Annotated in this window: 17 protein-coding genes; 12 read left to right on the forward strand and 5 right to left on the reverse strand. The window is 73.6% G+C overall.

What is annotated here, in order from left to right; all coding sequences use genetic code 11:
- Positions 1-24 precede the first annotated feature (24 nt).
- Genes B9S64_RS30110 through B9S64_RS30120 form a run of 3 tightly spaced genes read right to left on the reverse strand, consistent with a single transcriptional unit; the run spans position 25 to position 3,191 of the window.
- The gene (locus tag B9S64_RS30110; protein ID WP_181012418.1) at positions 25-1,218 is read right to left on the reverse strand and encodes an STM4014 family protein; all 1,194 of its coding nucleotides are present in this window, start codon (positions 1,216-1,218) and stop codon (positions 25-27) included.
- A complete protein-coding gene (locus B9S64_RS30115; RefSeq protein ID WP_103493250.1) occupies positions 1,199-2,179 on the reverse strand; it encodes an STM4015 family protein in 981 nt (326 codons plus the stop codon). Before B9S64_RS30115 ends, B9S64_RS30110 begins: the two co-directional genes overlap by 20 nt.
- Before the next feature lie 55 nt (positions 2,180-2,234).
- Positions 2,235-3,191, reverse strand: coding sequence for an STM4015 family protein (locus B9S64_RS30120; RefSeq protein ID WP_103493233.1), 957 nt, complete (start codon positions 3,189-3,191; stop codon positions 2,235-2,237).
- Between the two features lie 207 nt (positions 3,192-3,398).
- On the opposite strand from B9S64_RS30120, the gene B9S64_RS30125 reads away from it, so the two are divergent.
- Positions 3,399-3,725, forward strand: coding sequence for a hypothetical protein (locus B9S64_RS30125; RefSeq protein ID WP_103493232.1), 327 nt, complete (start codon positions 3,399-3,401; stop codon positions 3,723-3,725).
- Positions 3,726-3,826: 101 nt separating this feature from the next.
- A complete protein-coding gene (locus B9S64_RS30130; RefSeq protein WP_103493231.1) occupies positions 3,827-4,828 on the forward strand; it encodes a DUF6745 domain-containing protein in 1,002 nt (333 codons plus the stop codon).
- Between the two features lie 133 nt (positions 4,829-4,961).
- Here B9S64_RS30130 and B9S64_RS30135 read toward each other — a convergent pair whose 3' ends face one another.
- Positions 4,962-5,573: a TetR/AcrR family transcriptional regulator gene (locus tag B9S64_RS30135; protein WP_103493230.1), complete on the reverse strand. Its 612-nt coding sequence runs from the start codon at positions 5,571-5,573 to the stop codon at positions 4,962-4,964.
- Positions 5,574-5,692: 119 nt separating this feature from the next.
- Between B9S64_RS30135 and B9S64_RS30140 the strand changes: the two genes are divergently transcribed.
- Together B9S64_RS30140 and B9S64_RS30145 are read left to right on the forward strand one after the other, a co-directional pair.
- Positions 5,693-6,133: a PPOX class F420-dependent oxidoreductase gene (locus B9S64_RS30140; RefSeq protein ID WP_103493229.1), complete on the forward strand. Its 441-nt coding sequence runs from the start codon at positions 5,693-5,695 to the stop codon at positions 6,131-6,133.
- Between the two features lie 99 nt (positions 6,134-6,232).
- The gene (locus B9S64_RS30145; protein WP_103493228.1) at positions 6,233-7,477 is read left to right on the forward strand and encodes an MBL fold metallo-hydrolase; all 1,245 of its coding nucleotides are present in this window, start codon (positions 6,233-6,235) and stop codon (positions 7,475-7,477) included.
- A 238-nt stretch (positions 7,478-7,715) separates the two neighbouring features.
- Here B9S64_RS30145 and B9S64_RS30150 read toward each other — a convergent pair whose 3' ends face one another.
- Entirely contained in the window at positions 7,716-8,810 is a 1,095-nt protein-coding gene (locus B9S64_RS30150) for a galactosyldiacylglycerol synthase (RefSeq protein ID WP_103493227.1), read from the reverse strand.
- 202 nt (positions 8,811-9,012) lie between these two features.
- Between B9S64_RS30150 and B9S64_RS30155 the strand changes: the two genes are divergently transcribed.
- From B9S64_RS30155 to B9S64_RS30190, 8 genes are all read left to right on the forward strand, one after another.
- Positions 9,013-9,828, forward strand: a complete 816-nt coding sequence (locus tag B9S64_RS30155; RefSeq protein WP_103493226.1) for an SDR family oxidoreductase — start codon at positions 9,013-9,015, stop codon at positions 9,826-9,828.
- Positions 9,829-9,835: 7 nt separating this feature from the next.
- Complete coding sequence (locus tag B9S64_RS30160) at positions 9,836-10,762, forward strand: DMT family transporter (protein ID WP_103493225.1); 927 nt, start codon at positions 9,836-9,838, stop codon at positions 10,760-10,762.
- Between the two features lie 31 nt (positions 10,763-10,793).
- Complete coding sequence (locus B9S64_RS30165) at positions 10,794-11,615, forward strand: polysaccharide deacetylase family protein (protein ID WP_103493224.1); 822 nt, start codon at positions 10,794-10,796, stop codon at positions 11,613-11,615.
- 276 nt (positions 11,616-11,891) lie between these two features.
- Positions 11,892-13,976: an ATP-binding protein gene (locus tag B9S64_RS30170; RefSeq protein ID WP_109492180.1), complete on the forward strand. Its 2,085-nt coding sequence runs from the start codon at positions 11,892-11,894 to the stop codon at positions 13,974-13,976.
- A 7-nt stretch (positions 13,977-13,983) separates the two neighbouring features.
- A complete protein-coding gene (locus tag B9S64_RS30175; RefSeq protein ID WP_037881153.1) occupies positions 13,984-14,418 on the forward strand; it encodes a roadblock/LC7 domain-containing protein in 435 nt (144 codons plus the stop codon).
- A gap of 2 nt (positions 14,419-14,420) precedes the next feature.
- Positions 14,421-14,792 (forward strand): DUF742 domain-containing protein, encoded by a 372-nt coding sequence (locus tag B9S64_RS30180; RefSeq protein WP_103492220.1) that lies wholly within the window; start codon positions 14,421-14,423, stop codon positions 14,790-14,792.
- Complete coding sequence (locus B9S64_RS30185; protein WP_028440762.1) at positions 14,770-15,396, forward strand: ATP/GTP-binding protein; 627 nt, start codon at positions 14,770-14,772, stop codon at positions 15,394-15,396. Before B9S64_RS30180 ends, B9S64_RS30185 begins: the two co-directional genes overlap by 23 nt.
- Positions 15,393-15,974, forward strand: a complete 582-nt coding sequence (locus B9S64_RS30190; RefSeq protein ID WP_103492219.1) for a GAF domain-containing protein — start codon at positions 15,393-15,395, stop codon at positions 15,972-15,974. The genes B9S64_RS30185 and B9S64_RS30190 overlap by 4 nt, the downstream gene beginning before the upstream one ends.
- The last annotated feature ends 57 nt before the right edge of the window (positions 15,975-16,031 follow it).

Here is a 16,031-nt window from a genome sequence, read left to right on the forward strand (position 1 = left end):
GCGCCTTGGACGCGGGTGACGGGGTCAGGGGGCTGGGGTGGCACGGTCGTTCCTCGCTCGGTCGTTCGTCGGCTGTTCCTCGGGGCGGCGCTCTTCCCTGGCGGCCCGCAGGACCGCGGCGACCTGGGCCGCGTAGGTGTCCTGGGCTTCCGCACCACTGCCCGGCAGGCCGGTCAGACGGGGCAGCAGATCCCCGAAGGCGTTGACCTCACCCACGGCGAAGCGTCGCCAGCCGGTCGCCGGAAGCAGGTCGACCCCCACGCACAGGGTGTCCGGGAAGCACGCGGCGGCCCGCTCGCACACCGCGAGGGCCTGGGCCCAGCCACCGCCCCCCTCCTCGACGGCGGCCCGCACCTCGTCGAGATCGCCGCGCGCCCCGCCCAGGTGCAGATTGGTCATCGGAGAGCGGCTGGTCCGTACGACAGCGTGCGTCGCCCGGCCCGCGACCACCACCACCCGGAGGTCGGCGACCCGGCCGCCGCGCACCGAGGCCTTCGGCAGCCAGCGCTCGACGTGCAGCCCGTCCGGAGCGAGGGCGTCGACGACCGCCGCCACCTCGCGCTCAGTCGTGCACCGGCGCACCCGGAGCGAGTTGAAGAGACGGCCCGCCTCGTCCCGCTCCACGGACGTCGTGGCGCGCACCCGGCCGGGGCCCGCCGCCTCCACGGCCAGCACCCCCGAGGCGGAGGAGCCGTGGGCGAGCTTCACGAACACCCGCGGCATCCGGTGGTCCGCCATCAGCCGGCGTACGTCCGCCCAGTCCCGCACCGGTGGCGCCCCCTGTCCCGAGGTGGGTGACTCCGGCACGGGCACCCCGGCGGCGTCCATGACCCCGTGGCAGAGGCGCTTGTCGAAGAGCACCGCGATGTCGTCCGGGTCGTTCAGCAGAACGGCTTCGGCCGACGCGGCCGTCCGGGCCACGTCCCGCACGGCGGAGGTGAAGCGGGTGTACCAGAGGGCCGAACCCTCCACCCTGGTCGGGTCGTCCACCCCGCGCAGCAGCCGTTCGACCTCGGTGTCCTCGCCGGGCGAGTCGATACGGACCCGCTCGCCCGGAAGGAAGGCGGCCTCACCCCGCAGCACCTGCCGCCAGGACACGGTGCGCGCCTCGGGCAGCCCGGCGGCCCGCACCGCGTCCTGGAAGAGACCGACCCTGCGGTTGCCGGGATTGCCGACGACCGCGAGGCGCGGCGGCGCGCTATTCGCTGACAACGACATAGCGGAACTCGTCGTCCTCGGGATCCGAGTGGTCCGCCTCGTTGAGATCGACGTGGACGTCCGCCCCGGCACACAGGTCACGGAAGCGCGACATCAGCGGCTCGGTGAGGTAGTGGTGGTGCAGGTCCAACGAGACCAGATGGGTGAGCGGCTGGCCGTCCAGGAGGGCACGGGCGCCCATGTCACCGAGCGTCCCCATGGACAGGGCGAGCGATTCCAGCCGGGCGACGACGGGGGCGGAGGCAACCGCCGCCGCGATCTCGTCCTGGATCTCGCTGTTGCACAGGCCCAGATGGCGCAGGCTCGGGAGGGCGGCGCCCGACAGGAGAGGACGCAGGTCCTCGACCGTGGCGTCGCCGCCGTACCCCTGGGTGCCGAGCCACAGCTCCAGCCGCTCCAGAGCGGGCAGGTCGGACGCGCCCAGCGCACGGACCACATGGCCGGGCAGCCCCCCGGACTCGAAGCGCAGCGACTTCAGCGCCCGGTGGTGCACGGGCTCCAGCCGCAGTTCCTCGTCGTCCGACATGGACTCACCACCGCCCCGCACGACCAGCTCCTCCAGCTGGGGGAAGGCCTCGAACACCGGGGTGATGTCGCACAGCTGGATCCACGAGACCTCGCATTCCTCGCCGGTCACATCGGAGAGGAACAGGCCGCGCAGCTCCGGGAACAGGCCGGCGTCGGAGGCGATCAGCCTCAGGGCAGGTCCGAGGGAGATGTAGTCCTCGTGCCACCAGGGGCCGATCAGCAGGGCGCGGACCCGGCGCGTGTCGACCGTGCCGAGGAAGTGCCGCCAGAGCGCGGGGAATCCGCCGTCCTCAGGCGGATAGTGCAGCCTCCACGCGACGGAGCCGGGCTCCGGCAGCGTGGGTGCCGGAAGGGTGTCCGGCTCCGGGAGGGTGAACACCGGCAGGCCGTGGAAGACCTCGGGGTGGTCGATGTCGAGGTGCTCGACGGCCATGTGCCCGATGTCCCCGCGCTCGTCCTTCGTGTGTCCCGTCCGTGTCATCGCGGCATCACTCCGCGACCGTGGTGTAGCGGCCCGCTGCGCCCCGGCCGTCCCAGGGCTCACAGCGCTCGGAGAGGTCGACCCGCACGCCGTGCGGCTCCAGGGCCTCGACGACCCGGCGCTCCATCGGCTCGGTCAGGAAGTGGTGGTGCAGGTCCAGCGCCGTGAGGTGGGTGAGCGGCTGGCCTTCGAGCAGCGCGGCCGCCCCCTCGTCACCGAGGGTGCCGGAGGAGAGGTCCAGGGTCCGCAGCCGGGCGACGACCGGGGCCGAGGCGATCGCGGTGGCGATCTCGTTCTCCAACTCGCTGTTGCGCAGGCCGAGGTGGTGGAGCCGGGGGAAGCGGGTGCCGGAGAGCAGCGGCGCGAGGTCGCGCAGCGCCGCGTCTCCTCCGTACGCGGACACCCCGAGCCAGAGTTCGAGCCTCTCCAGCTCAGGCAGCTCGCTGTCCAGCACCCCGCGCACCACCTCCCTGGGCAGGCCGCCGCTCTCGATCGTCAGCGCCCGCAGGGAGGCGTGTCGGACCGGCGGGAACACCAGGCGGCTGCCGCCACGGACACCGAGTTCGGTCAGGGCCGGGTAGGCGGAGAGGAGAGCGGTGACGTCCGACTGCTCGATCCAGGAGATCTCGGCCTCCTCCATCTCCAGGTCCCCGACGAAGACCGCCTCCAGTGAGGTGAGGCGGTCGGCGGCGGCCACGACGAGGCCGATGGGATACGAGGAGTTCTTCTCGTAGGTCTCCCCCCACTGCCCGATGATCAGCGCCCGCACCCCGGCCGGATCGACGGCTTCGAGGAACGCGTCGAACTGCTGCCCCCAGGCGTCGTCCCTCTCGTCGTCGTACGGATCGACCCGGAGGCGCCAGGCCGCTTCCCCCGCCTCCGGCCGTACGGTCCCACCGGTCTCAAGCTCGAAATCCACGGCCGGGAGGCCGAGCAACTCGTGCAGATGTTCCACACCGGGCATGGCGCTGAGCTCCTGTTGCTGAGGACGATTGATGTCCGCAAGGTCTATCAAGCCCCACTGACAACGACGCGGCCGGGCCGGGCCGGAGCGCGTCGAAGGGGCGTGGACGGCGGCTTCCGGGCCCGGTCCGGGGCCGTTGTCAGACCCTCGCCGTAGCGTTCTGTTCGTGGTCGGCACAGCGGGTGCCGCCGTGGAGGGGAGACGTCTGTGTACCGGCAGGGTGACGTGCTGATCATGGCTCTGGAGGAGTCGGCGGTGCCGGCCCAGTTCCTCGAGGCGCCGGGCGAACTGCGGGACGGGCGGGGGCGGCTGGTGCTCGCACTGGGCGAGGTCACCGGGCACGCGCACGCGGTGCGGGGGCCGGGCAGGCTCCTGCGGGAGGCCGGTCCTTTCGGGCCGATGCTGCTCCATCTCCCCGAGGGCGGCCGCGTGGTGCACGAGGAGCACGCCCCCATACCCCTGCCCAAGGGGTGGTTCAGGGTGGTGCGCCAGCGGGAGTACGCGCCGGGTGCCGTCCGCATCGTCGCCGACTGACGGGGGCGGGCGGTGCGGCGGCGACGGGACGGGACCGGCACGGGTGACGTGCCGTGGGTGATGTGCGGTCAGCGCAGACGAATTGGGGACGGGGAACACTGATGCAGTACGTGAACGACTGGCGGGCCGTGGCGGCGGCGACGGGCGCGGCGGACCGGGGGACCGCGGAGGACGGGGTGCGGCTCGCCTACCGCCGCGCCGGACTCGCGGAACCGGAGCGGATCATCTGGGTGGACTCGCCCCGGGCGGCCGTCGAGGCGGTGGAGAAGCTGACCGACGCGGGACGCTCCGTGCGCGAGGAGGTGCGCACCCGGCCGTGGGCCGAGGAGCGCCGCCGGATGTACGACGAACTGGGACCGGCCGGCTGGTCGGCCCTGTGGTCCGCCACCGGGGCCCAGTTGTGGGAGACCACGGCCGCCCTGGCCGAGCGGATACGGGCGGGCGTGGTCGCGGAGCTCGCAGACGTGCCCGAGGACGAGTCCGATGTGCGGCTCGTCCTGCTCGACGCGGTCCTCGGCCAGCACGACGCGGCCTGGCTCGCCGCCTTCGACGGCCGAGGCGACCGGCTGAACGGCCTGGCGGAGGTCGCCAGGAACGCCGGCTGGTGGTGGCCCTACGAGCGGGCCGTGGTGATCAGCGAACGTCCGGTCGCCCTCCACCGCGACGAGGCGGGACGGCTCGATCGGGGCGACGGCCCCGCGCTCGCCTACCGCGACGGCTTCGCGCTGCACGCCTGGCGGGGCATGCCCGTACCGGCCGAATTCCTCGACGGACTCGCGGATCTGACGCCCGAGCGGATACGCGCCGAGGAGAACGCCGAGCTGCGCCGCGTGATGCTGGAGTACTACGGCTACGACCGCTACCTGGCGGAATCGGACGCCGAGCCCGTGCATCGGGACGAGACCGGCATCCTCTGGCGGATCGCGCTGGAGGGCGACGAGGACGTCGTCATGGTCGAGGTCGTCAACTCGACGCCGGAGCCGGACGGCACCCACCGCACGTACTGGTTGCGGGTGCCGCCCGGCACGAGGACGGCGAAGGACGGCGTCGCCTGGACGTTCGGGATCGAGGGAGATGCCTACGCCCCGCTGCGTCAGACCTGACCTGGACCACCGGGACGGCGATGGCCGGCGGTCTGGCAGGGACACGGCCAGGGGCAGGGAGCGGCGGGGCGTGCGCCGTGGGCCAGGGGCGGGCGATGGCGTCCCCTGGCCCTCCGCCTGCCGCCGGGCGTGGTCAGGCGGTCAGGACCGCGTGTTCGATGCCCAGTTCGTGGGCGAGCGCTTCCTCGGTCCACCGGAGCATGGTGGCCCGCGAGAGCGGGCCCGCGTACGACGTCATCTGGAGGGCCAGGCCGTCCAGCAGGGCGGTGAGCCGCCAGGCCACCGAGACCGGGTCCTCGCAGCGGAACTCCCCGGCCGCCGCTCCCTCCTCGATGACCTCGGCCAGCTCGGCCTTCCACTGCTGGTCGAGATCGCCGGCGACCTCGCGCAGCGCCGGATCGCGCAGGGAGGCGGCCCAGCCCTCGATCCACAGGCGCCAGCCCTTGGCCCGCCCGGTCGGGGCGTACCAGCGGACGGCGGCCCGCAGCCGCCGCACGGCACTCGTACGGCGCGCCAGGATCCCGCGCAGATGGGCCAGGTCGGCCTCGGCCGCGTAGGCGAAGGCCGAGGCGACCAATTTCTCCTTGGACGAGAAGTGGTAGAGCACCAGGGCGTTGCTGACGCCCAGGACGGAGGCGACATCGGCGATCCTCAGCGAGGACACACCCCGCACCTCGATCTGCTCGACGGCGGCGCGCAGGAGCTCCTCACGCCGCTCCGCCACGCTCAGCCGCACTCTCGCCATCCGGCCACCCTAACCAATGCCCGGCCGCGTCACCGCCCCGCCCGTGTCCGCCGGAGCGGGACCCGGATCCGGAGTCCTGGATGCGGAATCCTGCGGCACGCACGGACGTTGGAGTCGGCATGACCGACAACGAATCCGCGCGCGAAGCGCTGCTCCGTCTCCTCGGCGAACACGACGGAGGGGTGCTCGTCACCCTCAAGCGCGACGGCAGGCCTCAGCTGTCCAACGTGAACCACGCCTATTACCCCGAGGAGGGAGTGATCCGGGTGTCGGTCACCGAGGACCGGGCCAAGACGCGCAACCTGCGCCGGGACCCACGCGCGAGCTACCACGTGACCAGCGACGACCGGTGGGCGTGGACCGTCGTCGACGCCACGGCCGAACTCGGTCCGCCGGCCGCCGACCCGCATGACGAGACGGTGGAGCAGCTGATCACCCTCTTCCGGGACGTCCAGGGCGAACACCCCGACTGGGACGACTACCGACGGGCCATGGTGCGGGACGGCAGGGTCGTCCTCACCCTGCGGATCGAGCACGTGTACGGGCAGCCGCGTGCCTGACGCGCGCCCGTACGGGGGCGGGCCCCGGCGTACCGCCCACCGGGCCCCGGCGTACCGCCCGCCTCTGACGATGACCTACCGACTGCCCCAGGAGATCTTGTGACCGGTGCCGACAAGCGGCCTTCCCTCCGAGCGAGAGTCCGCTCGCTGCGTCCCGTGGCCTTCGGCGCGGAACCGGACGGCGCCCGGATGGAGCGCATCCGTAACTCGCCTCATTTCGCCGACGGTGTGTTCCAGAACCCGTTGGAGGCACGGACCGTCCCGTCCGGCTCCATGACCGATTTCGCCAAGGCCTACTTCCGCAAGGAGGAGCGGGTCCGCAGAGCACCGACCGGGACCGTGCCGGTCCACGCGACCACGGTGGCCGATCTCGCCGGCCCGCCCGCCTCGGGCCTGCGTCTGACCTGGCTCGGGCACTCCAGTGTGCTCGCCGAGATCGACGGCGCACGGGTGCTGTTCGACCCGGTCTGGGGCGAGCGCTGCTCACCGTTCTCCTTCGCGGGACCCAAGCGCTTGCACCCGGTGCCCGTACCTCTGGCCGCGCTGGGCTCCGTCGACGTCGTCGTCATCTCGCACGACCACTACGACCATCTGGACCTCCCCACGATCAGGGCCCTGGCCAAGAGCTCCACGGTCTTCGCGGTGCCGCTGGGCGTCGGCGCCCATCTGGAGTACTGGGGCGTGGCCCCCGACCGGATCCACGAACTGGACTGGAACGAGACCGTGCGGGTCGCGGGAATCGCTCTGACCGCCACACCGGCCCGGCACTTCTGCGGGCGCGCGCTGCGTAACCAGCAGCACACCCTCTGGGCCTCCTGGGTCGCCGCGGGGCCGGAACACCGCGTCTACCACAGTGGCGACACCGGGTACTTCTCCGGCTTCCACGACATCGGCGCGGAGCACGGCCCCTTCGACGCCACCATGATCCAGATCGGCGCCTACTCCAACCACTGGCCGGACGACCGCAGGCACGGCGAGCCCGACCCGGGCGCCTGGCCCGACATCCACATGACCCCCGACCAGGGGGTCCGGGCGCATCTCGACCTCCAGGGCGGCGATCCGGCCGAGGGGGTCATGCTGCCGATCCACTGGGGCACGTTCAATCTCGCGATGCACCCGTGGGCCGAGCCCGCCGAGTGGTCCATGCGCGCCATGGAGTCCGTCGGGGCGACGATGGCGGCGCCACGGCCGGGCCAGCCCTTCGAGCCCGCGGACCCCCGGCCGGTCGAGCCGTGGTGGCGAGCGGTCGCGCAGGAGCCGGCCGCGGGCTGGGGCAACTGGCCCCCGGTCCACGTACCGCTCGCCCGTCACCTCGCGCGCGGCGATCTGGTGGCGGATGCCTGACGGACAGGGCGGCCGCCCACCACCGGGTGGCCGCCGAAGGCCCGCCGGACGACGCTGACCGGACGGCGGCGGGCGGTACCGGACCCGGACGCACCGTCGCGGACCGGACCGGGGCTCCGCCGCGCCGACCTGGACCACACCGACCACCGGGTCGGTCGGGACCAGGCCCACGCCGCGCCGAGCCGGTCCGTAGCCCCCAGGCGACGGACCGGACAGCGGATCAGGCCGGGGCGTGTGGTCAGGGCGTCCGCAGCAGTGCCTCCAGCGGCCGTACGCCTTCGCCCGTGAGGAGGGCGCGGGCCGTCGCGATCCGCTGTTCCCGCGCCGGTCCCGGACGGGTCAGGACGTCCAGGGACCGGGTCAGCGCCACGGCGTCCGGCGCGTGGTCGGTGAGGCCGTCCGCCGCCATCCTCCTGGCGCCCTCGCGTCCGTGCCCCGGAATGGTGCGGTAGCTGACGACCGGTACACCGACGGCCATCGCCTCCAGTGCCGTCTGGCCCGCGGCGTTGTCGACGAGCGCGTGGGACGCCGACAGAAGCCCCGGCATGTCATCCACCCAGCCCACGGCGTGCTCGGGCGCGCCGCGCGAGGCCTCCCTGAACAGCCGGGTGTTCCTGCCGCAGAGCACGACGGGCCGGTAGCCGGCCGACGCCACCAGCCGCGCCGTTCCCGCGACGTCCGCCCCCGCCCCCCAGGCGCCCGTCGAGATCAGTACCGGCGGGCGGTCCGGGGGCCCCAGGCGCCGACGCCAGTCCGGCGCCGTGGGCGCCGGGCCGTGGAACCGGGGCGCGACCAGGGCGCCGGAGGCCACCGCCGGGCGGTCGAGCGCGCTACCGACCTCACGGGCGAGCTGGGGGGTGAGACACAGATGCGTGTCGTTACCCGGATGCAGCCATTGGCGGTGGACGGCGAAATCGGTGACGACCACGGCGCTCGGGACGGTGAGCTCCCCCCGGGCGCGGAGCCGGCCGGTGAGCTGCGCGGCCAGGTGGAAGACCGGCACGACCACGTCCGGTCGTAAGCGCGCGACGAGGTCCAGGAACCGGCGCTCGGCGAGGGCGGCCAGCGGGGCGCTCCCCGGTCTGGGTCCGTCACCGGTGCGGAAGAACGCCGCGTACAGCCCCGCGTAGACGGCCGGAGCATGGCAGATGACTGTTCGGTAGAACGTGCTCAGCCCGTGCCCGACACCGGGCGGCAGCAGGTCGAGGACGTCGACGGTCCTCGTGAGCCCGCCGCCGGCCTCCAGACGGCGGGCCAGCTCGTCCGCCACCGCGTGATGACCCGAGCCCATGCCGGCGCTCAGGATCAGGAAACGTCCCTGTACTGCGTTCATCGGTTGCGTGCTCCCGGGCGTCGGCAGAGAGTGGATCCAACTGTGAGGTCGGTCGGCGGTGGTGGCCGGCGCATGCGATCACCTCGGACAAGGGCTCGGCGGGTCCTGGGGTACTTCCCTACCCGCCTCCCGGCGTTATGTCCCGCATGTCCGGCCTCCGGGCGGCGGGCCGTGCCGCGCAGAACGGACGCAGGGAGAGGACATGTCACGTGCACCGGGCATCGCCCACCGCGAGGCGCGCGGCGGCGGATCGGTCGGCGGCGGGAAGGGCCTGGCAGGCGTGGCGCTGGTGACGGGGGCCTCCTCCGGTATCGGGGCCGCCGTCTGCCACCGGATCGCGGCCGAGGAGGGCTGGCGGCTCCTGGCCAGCGGGCGCGACGGGGACCGGCTCGCACAGGTCGCCACCTCGACGGGCTCCACGGCTCTGCACGCCGAGCTGACGTCCCCCGACAGCATGGAACGCCTGGTCCGTGAGGCCCTGGAGGCGGCGGGCCGGATCGATCTGGTGGTGGCTTCGGCGGGGGTCGGCTGGGCGGGGCCGTTCCTCTCGATGTCCCCGGCGGCCGTCGACCGGGTCCTCGGCGTCGATCTGGCGTCCGTCGTGCACCTCGTACGGCTGCTGCTGCCGCACATGGTCGCGGCGGGCCGCGGCCACATCGTGCTGGTCGGATCGGTGGCGGGAGCGACGGCCGTCCGGGGCGAGGCGGTCTACTCGGCGGCGAAGGCCGCGGTCGCCGCCTTCGCGGACGCGCTGCGCCAGGAACTCAGAGGAACGGGCGTACGGGTCACGCTGGTGGTCCCGGGGGTGGTCGACACGCCGTTCTTCGCGACCCGGGGGATGTCGTACGCGCGTTCGTGGCCCCGGCCGATGGCGCCGGAGCGGGTGGCGGACGCCGTCTGGGAGGCGGTGGTCTCCGGGCGCGACGACGTCTACGTGCCGCGCTGGCTGCGGGTGCCCGGCATGGTGCGGGCCGTGGCCCCCGGGCTCTACCGCCGGCTCGCCGTCCGCTTCGGCTGACGCGCAGATGATCTCACCGGCCGTGGTGCTGGCCCTCCTGGCAGCCCTGGCCAACGGCGCCGCGTCCGTCCTGCAACGGCGGGCCGTCATGGAACAGGCGGAGGCACAGGACCTACCGCCGAGCCGGTGGTGGCAGGTGCGGCGGGCGGCCGCCTGGCTGGTACGTCTCCTGCGGCGGCCGTTCTGGCTGGCCGGGGCGGCGGCGCTGGGGCTCTCCGCCGCGTTCCAGGCGGGGGCGCTGGCGCTGGGGAGCCTGTCCGTCGTCCAGCCGCTGATGGCCACCGAACTGCTGTTCACCCTGCTGCTGGGGACGATCGTGTTCCGGCACCGTCCCGGCACTCTCACCTGGCTCTCCTTCCTCATGCTCGCGGTGGGGCTGGGCCTCTTCCTCGGCGCCGCCGGCCCGTCGACCGGTGACGCGACGGGGAAGGCGGGCACCTGGCTGCCGACCGGCGTCTGCGCCGCCGCCGCGGTGGCCGGGCTGGTCGCGCTGGGCAAGGTGCTCGGCGGCGCGGTGTCCGCGGCGGTGCTCGGCATGGCGACCGCCACCTGCTTCGCCTGCACCGCCGCCCTGGTCAAAGAGGTGACCGGCCGGATCCCGGAGGGAATGACCGCTCTCCTGGCCACGGGGTACCTGTACGCCGCGTGTGCCACCGGACTGCTGAGCCTCCTGCTGCTCCAGAGCACCCTGCGCGCCGGTTCCCTGGCCGCCTCGCAGCCGGCGCTCACCCTGGGGGACGCGCTGGTGAGCGTGGGGCTGGGGAAGGTGCTCTTCGACGAGCACGTCGCCCTGGGAGCCCACCCCGTGCAGGCCGTGTTCGGTGTCTGCCTGCTGGCCGCCGGCACCGTGGGCCTCTCGCTCTCCCCGGCCGTCGCGGGCGACTGGGACGCGAAGACACCGCCGAGGCGCCGTGCCCGCGGCGGCCACCGATGACGGACGACGACGAAGGCGAGAGACGATCCAGATGCACCCCGGAACCCCGATCACCCTCCCGGTACTCCGCGCCTCCCTGGCCGCCACCGCCCTGGCGGCCACCGCGCACATCGCCCCGGCCGGCACCTGGCTGCCGGGACTGCGCCGGACCTTCCTGCCCGCCCTGACGGGCCTGGGCGACCCCGACCACGTGGCCCTGACGTTCGACGACGGCCCGGACCCCCGCTCCACCCCGCACTTCCTGGACGCGCTCGACGGGCTGGACACACGTGCCACCTTCTTCGTGATGGGGGAGAGGCTGGCGGAGCACCCCGAGCTCGGCCGCGACATCGTCCGGCGCGGTCACGAACTCGCCGTACACGGCTGGACGCACAGCCGCCCGTGGCTGCCCGCTCCCGGCCGGGACCTGCGGGAGGTCTCGGGAGCCGCCGAGGAGGTACGCCGGATCTCAGGCGTCCGCCCGCGGTGGTACCGGCCGCCCTACGGGATCCTGACCGGCGGCCGCTGGGCCGCCGCGCTCCGCTGCGGGCTGCGGCCGGTGCTGTGGTCGGCCTGGGGAAAGGACTGGACGGCCGACGCGACCCCCAAGGGGGTCCTGGAGACCGTGCGCGGTCAGCTGTACGGCGTGGGCGACACGATCCTGCTGCACGACGCCGACCTGTCGGGCTCGGACCGCTGGCGCCCGGCCCTGGCGATGCTCCCGGAACTCGTCGGCGGCCTCAGGGCGAGTGGTCTGACCGTCGGTCCGCTGGCCGACCACGGCCTGGTGCCGCACGCGGGAGCGCGGAAGGCGCCGGGGCCCTCGGAGCGTCCGGGCCCCGCGGCGGACACGGCCGACGCCGCACCCGCCTGATGCGTACACCTGACGGCATGCCGAGCGGGTGGTCGAACACGGCCCCAGGGGTAATCGGCAGCCCGTGCGAGGTGTCATACCAGAGCGGGACGCCTGGCGGGCAAGTTCGACAACTGCGCATCGGGGCCCGGGGATTCGTGACTACCGTGTGTGGTCGGTGATCAACGGTGGGCTCCTATCGGTCGAGTCCGCGCCGCCGTTGGCCCCGGCCTGACCGACCACCGTGGGTGTCACCACACGAATGCCGATTCCTGGTGCCCCGTACCGAGGACGATGATGTCTCAACTTCGCGCACCCACCGCGCGACCGGAACGCCGAGAAGGCGGGCGGCACGGCCGCCCGGGTGGCCGTTCGCAGTCGGCCGCGAGCCGGCCGCGCGCCGGGCAGCCCGCCCCCGAGGTCCCGCTGCGCCGCCAACTGCTCCGCACGGCGGTGCTGCCCGCCGTCGCCGCCGCGCTGAGCGGGGCCGCTGCCGTGCTCTTCGCCGTCCGGGCCTCCGGAGTACGCCCGTCCGGAAGCCTCCTGGCGGCGCTCGGCGGCTCCGGCGCCCTGGCCGTCGCGGCCGTGGCGGCGGCGTTCCTCGGTGCGCACCGCGTCTCCGCCGGCGTACAGGACCGCTCCCTCGCCCTGCGGCGCACCCAGGCCGAGCAGCAGACCGAACTGCGCGCGGTCGTGGAGCGGCTGCGCGGAGGCGACCCCGTGACGCCCCCGTGCCCGGCGCCGCCCACCGGCCCCACCGCGGACGCCTTCGACCTGCTCGCCCAGGAGATGGGCCGGGCGCACGAAGGAGCCGTCGCCGCCGTCGTCGAGGCCTCACAGCTCTTCAGCGGCACCGGGAACGAACAGAAGGTCGAGGTGTTCGTCAACCTCGCGCGACGGCTCCAGTCTCTCGTGCACCGGGAGATCCAGATCCTGGACGAACTCGAACACGAGGTGGAGGACCCCGACCTCCTCAAGGGCCTCTTCCACGTCGACCACCTCGCCACCCGTATCCGCCGGCACGCCGAGAACCTCGCGGTGCTCGGCGGAGCCGTCTCGAGGAGGCAGTGGAGCAACCCGGTCAGCATGACCGAGGTGCTCCGCTCGGCGGTCGCGGAGGTCGAGCACTACCCCCGGGTCAAGCTGGTGCCTCCCGTCGACGGGACCCTGCGCGGGCACGCCGTCGCCGACGTCATCCATCTGCTGGCCGAACTCGTCGAGAACGCCACCGTGTTCTCCGCCCCGCACACCCAGGTCCTGCTCCGCGCCCAGCGGGTGACCGCCGGGCTCGCCCTGGAGGTCGAGGACCGGGGGCTCGGCATGCCCGCCCCCGAGCAGCAGCGGATGAACACCCTGCTAGCCGACCCCGACCAGGTCAACGTCGCCCACCTGCTCCAGGACGGCCGTATCGGTCTGTTCGTCGTCGCCTCCCTGGCTCGCCGGCACGGCATCGCCGTACGACTGCAGAGCAACATCTACGGCGGCACGCAGGCGGTACTCGTGCTGCCGCAGGTCCTTCTCGGCATCGACTGCGACACCGGGGAGGTGCCCGGCGCGGCGGCCGTACAGCCCACGGGAACCACACCCCGGAACACCGGTGCCGTACCCCGGGACCCGGACCGGGTGGCCGCTCCGCAGACCCCGCCCCCGCCCTCCCCGGCCGAGGCGCCGCCGCCTCCCGACCGCGCCGGTCCCGTGCTGTCGCGGCCCGCCCCCGCGCCGCAGTCACCGCCCTCGTCCACGGGGCAGTCGGAGCCCCGTCCCGACCGGATGCCCCCTCCCGACCGGATGCCCCGGCAGACCCCGCGCGTGCGGGAGACGCCACCGCCGCACCACGAGCGGACCGGCATCCCGAGCGCCGCCGCACCCCCGCCGGGCGCCCGGCCGGTCTCCCACACCGCGCCTCCGCCCGGCGGTGACGGCCCGGCGGCCCCGCCGGAGGCTCCCGGACGCCCCCAACTGCCCCGGCGCAGCAACCAGGAGCACCTGGTCCCGCAGCTCAGGGAGGCACCCGCACCCCGGATGGAGGGCACCGACATCCTGCACGACCCGGGGCTGATGGCCGCCTTCCGCCGTGGGGTCGATCTCGCGGACGCCCAGACCCCGGAGGATCCCGCGCCCACCGGGTACGCCGCCGGGGCGCGGGCACAGGCACCGGGGCCCGCGGTGGCCGTCGGTGGCCGGCCGGCCGGCCACGGCCTCGCGCCCCTGCCGGTCCGCGGCCACACCGCCACCGAGTCCGGCGCGCTGCCCGACCCCGGCGACGGCATCCCGCGGGCGACCGGTACCGGATACGGCGGCCCGGGAGCGGCCGGATCCGGCTACGGCGGCCCGCTGTCGCCCCAGGCCGGCCCACGAACCGAGAACACGTTCAAGGAGTAGATGCACCATGACGAGCGATATGCCGTCCGGTCAGGTCGCCGACCTCGACTGGCTGTTGAGCGGGCTGGTACAGCGCGTGCCCTATACACGCAGCGCCGTGCTGCTCTCGGCCGACGGCCTGGTGAAATCCGTCCACGGCATGGACGCCGACAGCGCCGACCACATGGCGGCCCTCGCCGCCGGTCTGTACTCGCTGGGCCGCAGCGCCGGTGCCCGTTTCGGGGACAACGGCGATGTGCGCCAGGTCGTGGTCGAGCTCGACTCGACGCTCCTGTTCGTCTCCACCGCCGGGTCCGGGACGTGTCTCGCCGTGCTCGCCGGCCGGGAGGCGGACGCCGCCGTGCTGGGGTACGAGATGGCCATGCTGGTCAAGAGCGTCCGGCCGTACCTGATGACACCCGTCCGGCAGACGGCCGGAGCGCCGTTCGCCCCGGGGCTGTGAGGATGCCGGCCCCGCAGGACGGGCCCCTGCTCGACGACGCGGCCGGCCGGCTCATCCGCCCGTACACCGTCAGCAACGGCCGGACCCGGCCGACCGCCGAACTCGACCTGCTCTCCTTGGTGATGGCCACGGGCATCGAGCCCGACCCTCCGCCGGGACCGGAACACACGGTGGCCCTGGACCTGTGCGAGGGCCCGACCTCGGTGGCCGAGATCGCCGCCCATCTCCGGCTCCCCGCGGCGATCACCAAGATCATTCTGTGTGACCTGGTCGACTGCGGCGCGGTCACCGCGCACGCCCCCGCCTTCCATGACATGCCCACCGACCGATCCCTGCTGGAGGCAGTGCTCGATGGTCTACGACGACAGCTCTGACAGCACCGGAAGCTCCGGATACTTTCCCGTGGCCCTCAAGGTCCTGGTCGCGGGCGGCTTCGGCGTCGGCAAAACGACATTCGTGGGCGCCGTGAGCGAGATCGCGCCGCTGAGTACCGAGGAGTTGCTGACCCAGGTCAGTGTGGCGACCGACAACCTGGACGGCATCGAGTCCAAGACGGCCACCACGGTGGCCATGGACTTCGGCCGGATCACCCTCTCCGAGCAGCATGTGCTCTACCTGTTCGGGACGCCGGGGCAGGAACGCTTCTGGTTCATGTGGGACGAACTCTCCAAGGGGGCTCTGGGGGCCGTCATCCTGGCCGACACCCGGCGGCTCGCCGAGTGCTTCGCCGCGGTGGACTACTTCGAACGGCGCGGCATCGGGTTCATCGTCGCGGTCAACGAGTTCGACGGCGCCTATCGCTACGAACCCGACGAGGTGCGTGCGGCACTCGACCTCGGTCCCGCGGTGCCGGTGGTGCTGTGCGACGCCCGGATCGCCAGCTCGGGCACGGGTGCGCTGGTCACCCTGGTGCAGCACCTCATCAACGCCACGGCCGAAGTCCCGGCGCCGTTCTCCGGTTTCGGGGCCCGTTCGTGAGCCCTGGGGGGACGGACCGGCCGCTCCTCACCCCGGTGGACCGGGACGCGTCGGTCCGTGGCGCGCGGTTGCGCGGACTCGGCCTGGGGCGGCGGCCCGACGCCTCGTTCGAGAGCTTCGACGACTTCGCCGACCGGGTGGCCGCGGTGACCTCGGCCCCGTACTCGATGGTCAACTTCATCGACGAGAACCGGCAGTTCTTCGCCGGGCTGCACACCCCGGCCGGAACCGGCAGCGGACACGACCTGGGTGTCGCGGCAGCGGGCAGCGGCGGCCGGCTGCGCCAACTCGCCCGGGACCACGGCTACTGCCCGCACGTCCTCGCGCGGCGCAAGGCCCTCGTGCTGGAGGACGTCTGCGACTACCCCCGGTTCGCCGGGAACCCCGTGGTCGACGGCATAGGGATCCGCTCCTACCTCGGAGCCCCGCTCATCGACGGTACGGGGGTCGCACTCGGCACCGTCTGCGCGGTGGACACCGTGCCACGCGCCTGGGGCCGGGAAGGGCTGCACGCCATCAAGGTGCTGGCGGGGGAACTCGTCGGGCACATCGACGGGCGGGCGCCGCACCTCTGGTGACGGGGCGGACGGCGCGGGAAGGGGAGCGGGGGACGGGGCAGCACGGCGACGGCGCAC

It is taken from the genome of Streptomyces sp. SM18 (genome assembly GCF_002910775.2).
In the GTDB taxonomy this organism is placed as follows: domain Bacteria; phylum Actinomycetota; class Actinomycetes; order Streptomycetales; family Streptomycetaceae; genus Streptomyces; species Streptomyces halstedii.

Bases quoted from the DNA above. Each gene is read 5' to 3' on its own strand.
- B9S64_RS30130 (WP_103493231.1), top strand. From the start codon at position 3,827: ATGCAGTACGTGAACGACTGGCGGGCCGTGGCGGCGGCGACGGGCGCG.
- B9S64_RS30160 (WP_103493225.1), top strand. From the start codon at position 9,836: ATGATCTCACCGGCCGTGGTGCTGGCCCTCCTGGCAGCCCTGGCCAAC.
- B9S64_RS30150 (WP_103493227.1), bottom strand. From the start codon at position 8,810: ATGAACGCAGTACAGGGACGTTTCCTGATCCTGAGCGCCGGCATGGGC.
- B9S64_RS30120 (WP_103493233.1), bottom strand. From the start codon at position 3,191: ATGCCCGGTGTGGAACATCTGCACGAGTTGCTCGGCCTCCCGGCCGTG.
- B9S64_RS30180 (WP_103492220.1), top strand. From the start codon at position 14,421: ATGCCGGCCCCGCAGGACGGGCCCCTGCTCGACGACGCGGCCGGCCGG.
- B9S64_RS30175 (WP_037881153.1), top strand. From the start codon at position 13,984: ATGACGAGCGATATGCCGTCCGGTCAGGTCGCCGACCTCGACTGGCTG.
- B9S64_RS30135 (WP_103493230.1), bottom strand. From the start codon at position 5,573: ATGGCGAGAGTGCGGCTGAGCGTGGCGGAGCGGCGTGAGGAGCTCCTG.
- B9S64_RS30170 (WP_109492180.1), top strand. From the start codon at position 11,892: ATGTCTCAACTTCGCGCACCCACCGCGCGACCGGAACGCCGAGAAGGC.
- B9S64_RS30110 (WP_181012418.1), bottom strand. From the start codon at position 1,218: ATGTCGTTGTCAGCGAATAGCGCGCCGCCGCGCCTCGCGGTCGTCGGC.
- B9S64_RS30155 (WP_103493226.1), top strand. From the start codon at position 9,013: ATGTCACGTGCACCGGGCATCGCCCACCGCGAGGCGCGCGGCGGCGGA.
- B9S64_RS30115 (WP_103493250.1), bottom strand. From the start codon at position 2,179: ATGGCCGTCGAGCACCTCGACATCGACCACCCCGAGGTCTTCCACGGC.
- B9S64_RS30165 (WP_103493224.1), top strand. From the start codon at position 10,794: ATGCACCCCGGAACCCCGATCACCCTCCCGGTACTCCGCGCCTCCCTG.
- B9S64_RS30185 (WP_028440762.1), top strand. From the start codon at position 14,770: ATGGTCTACGACGACAGCTCTGACAGCACCGGAAGCTCCGGATACTTT.
- B9S64_RS30140 (WP_103493229.1), top strand. From the start codon at position 5,693: ATGACCGACAACGAATCCGCGCGCGAAGCGCTGCTCCGTCTCCTCGGC.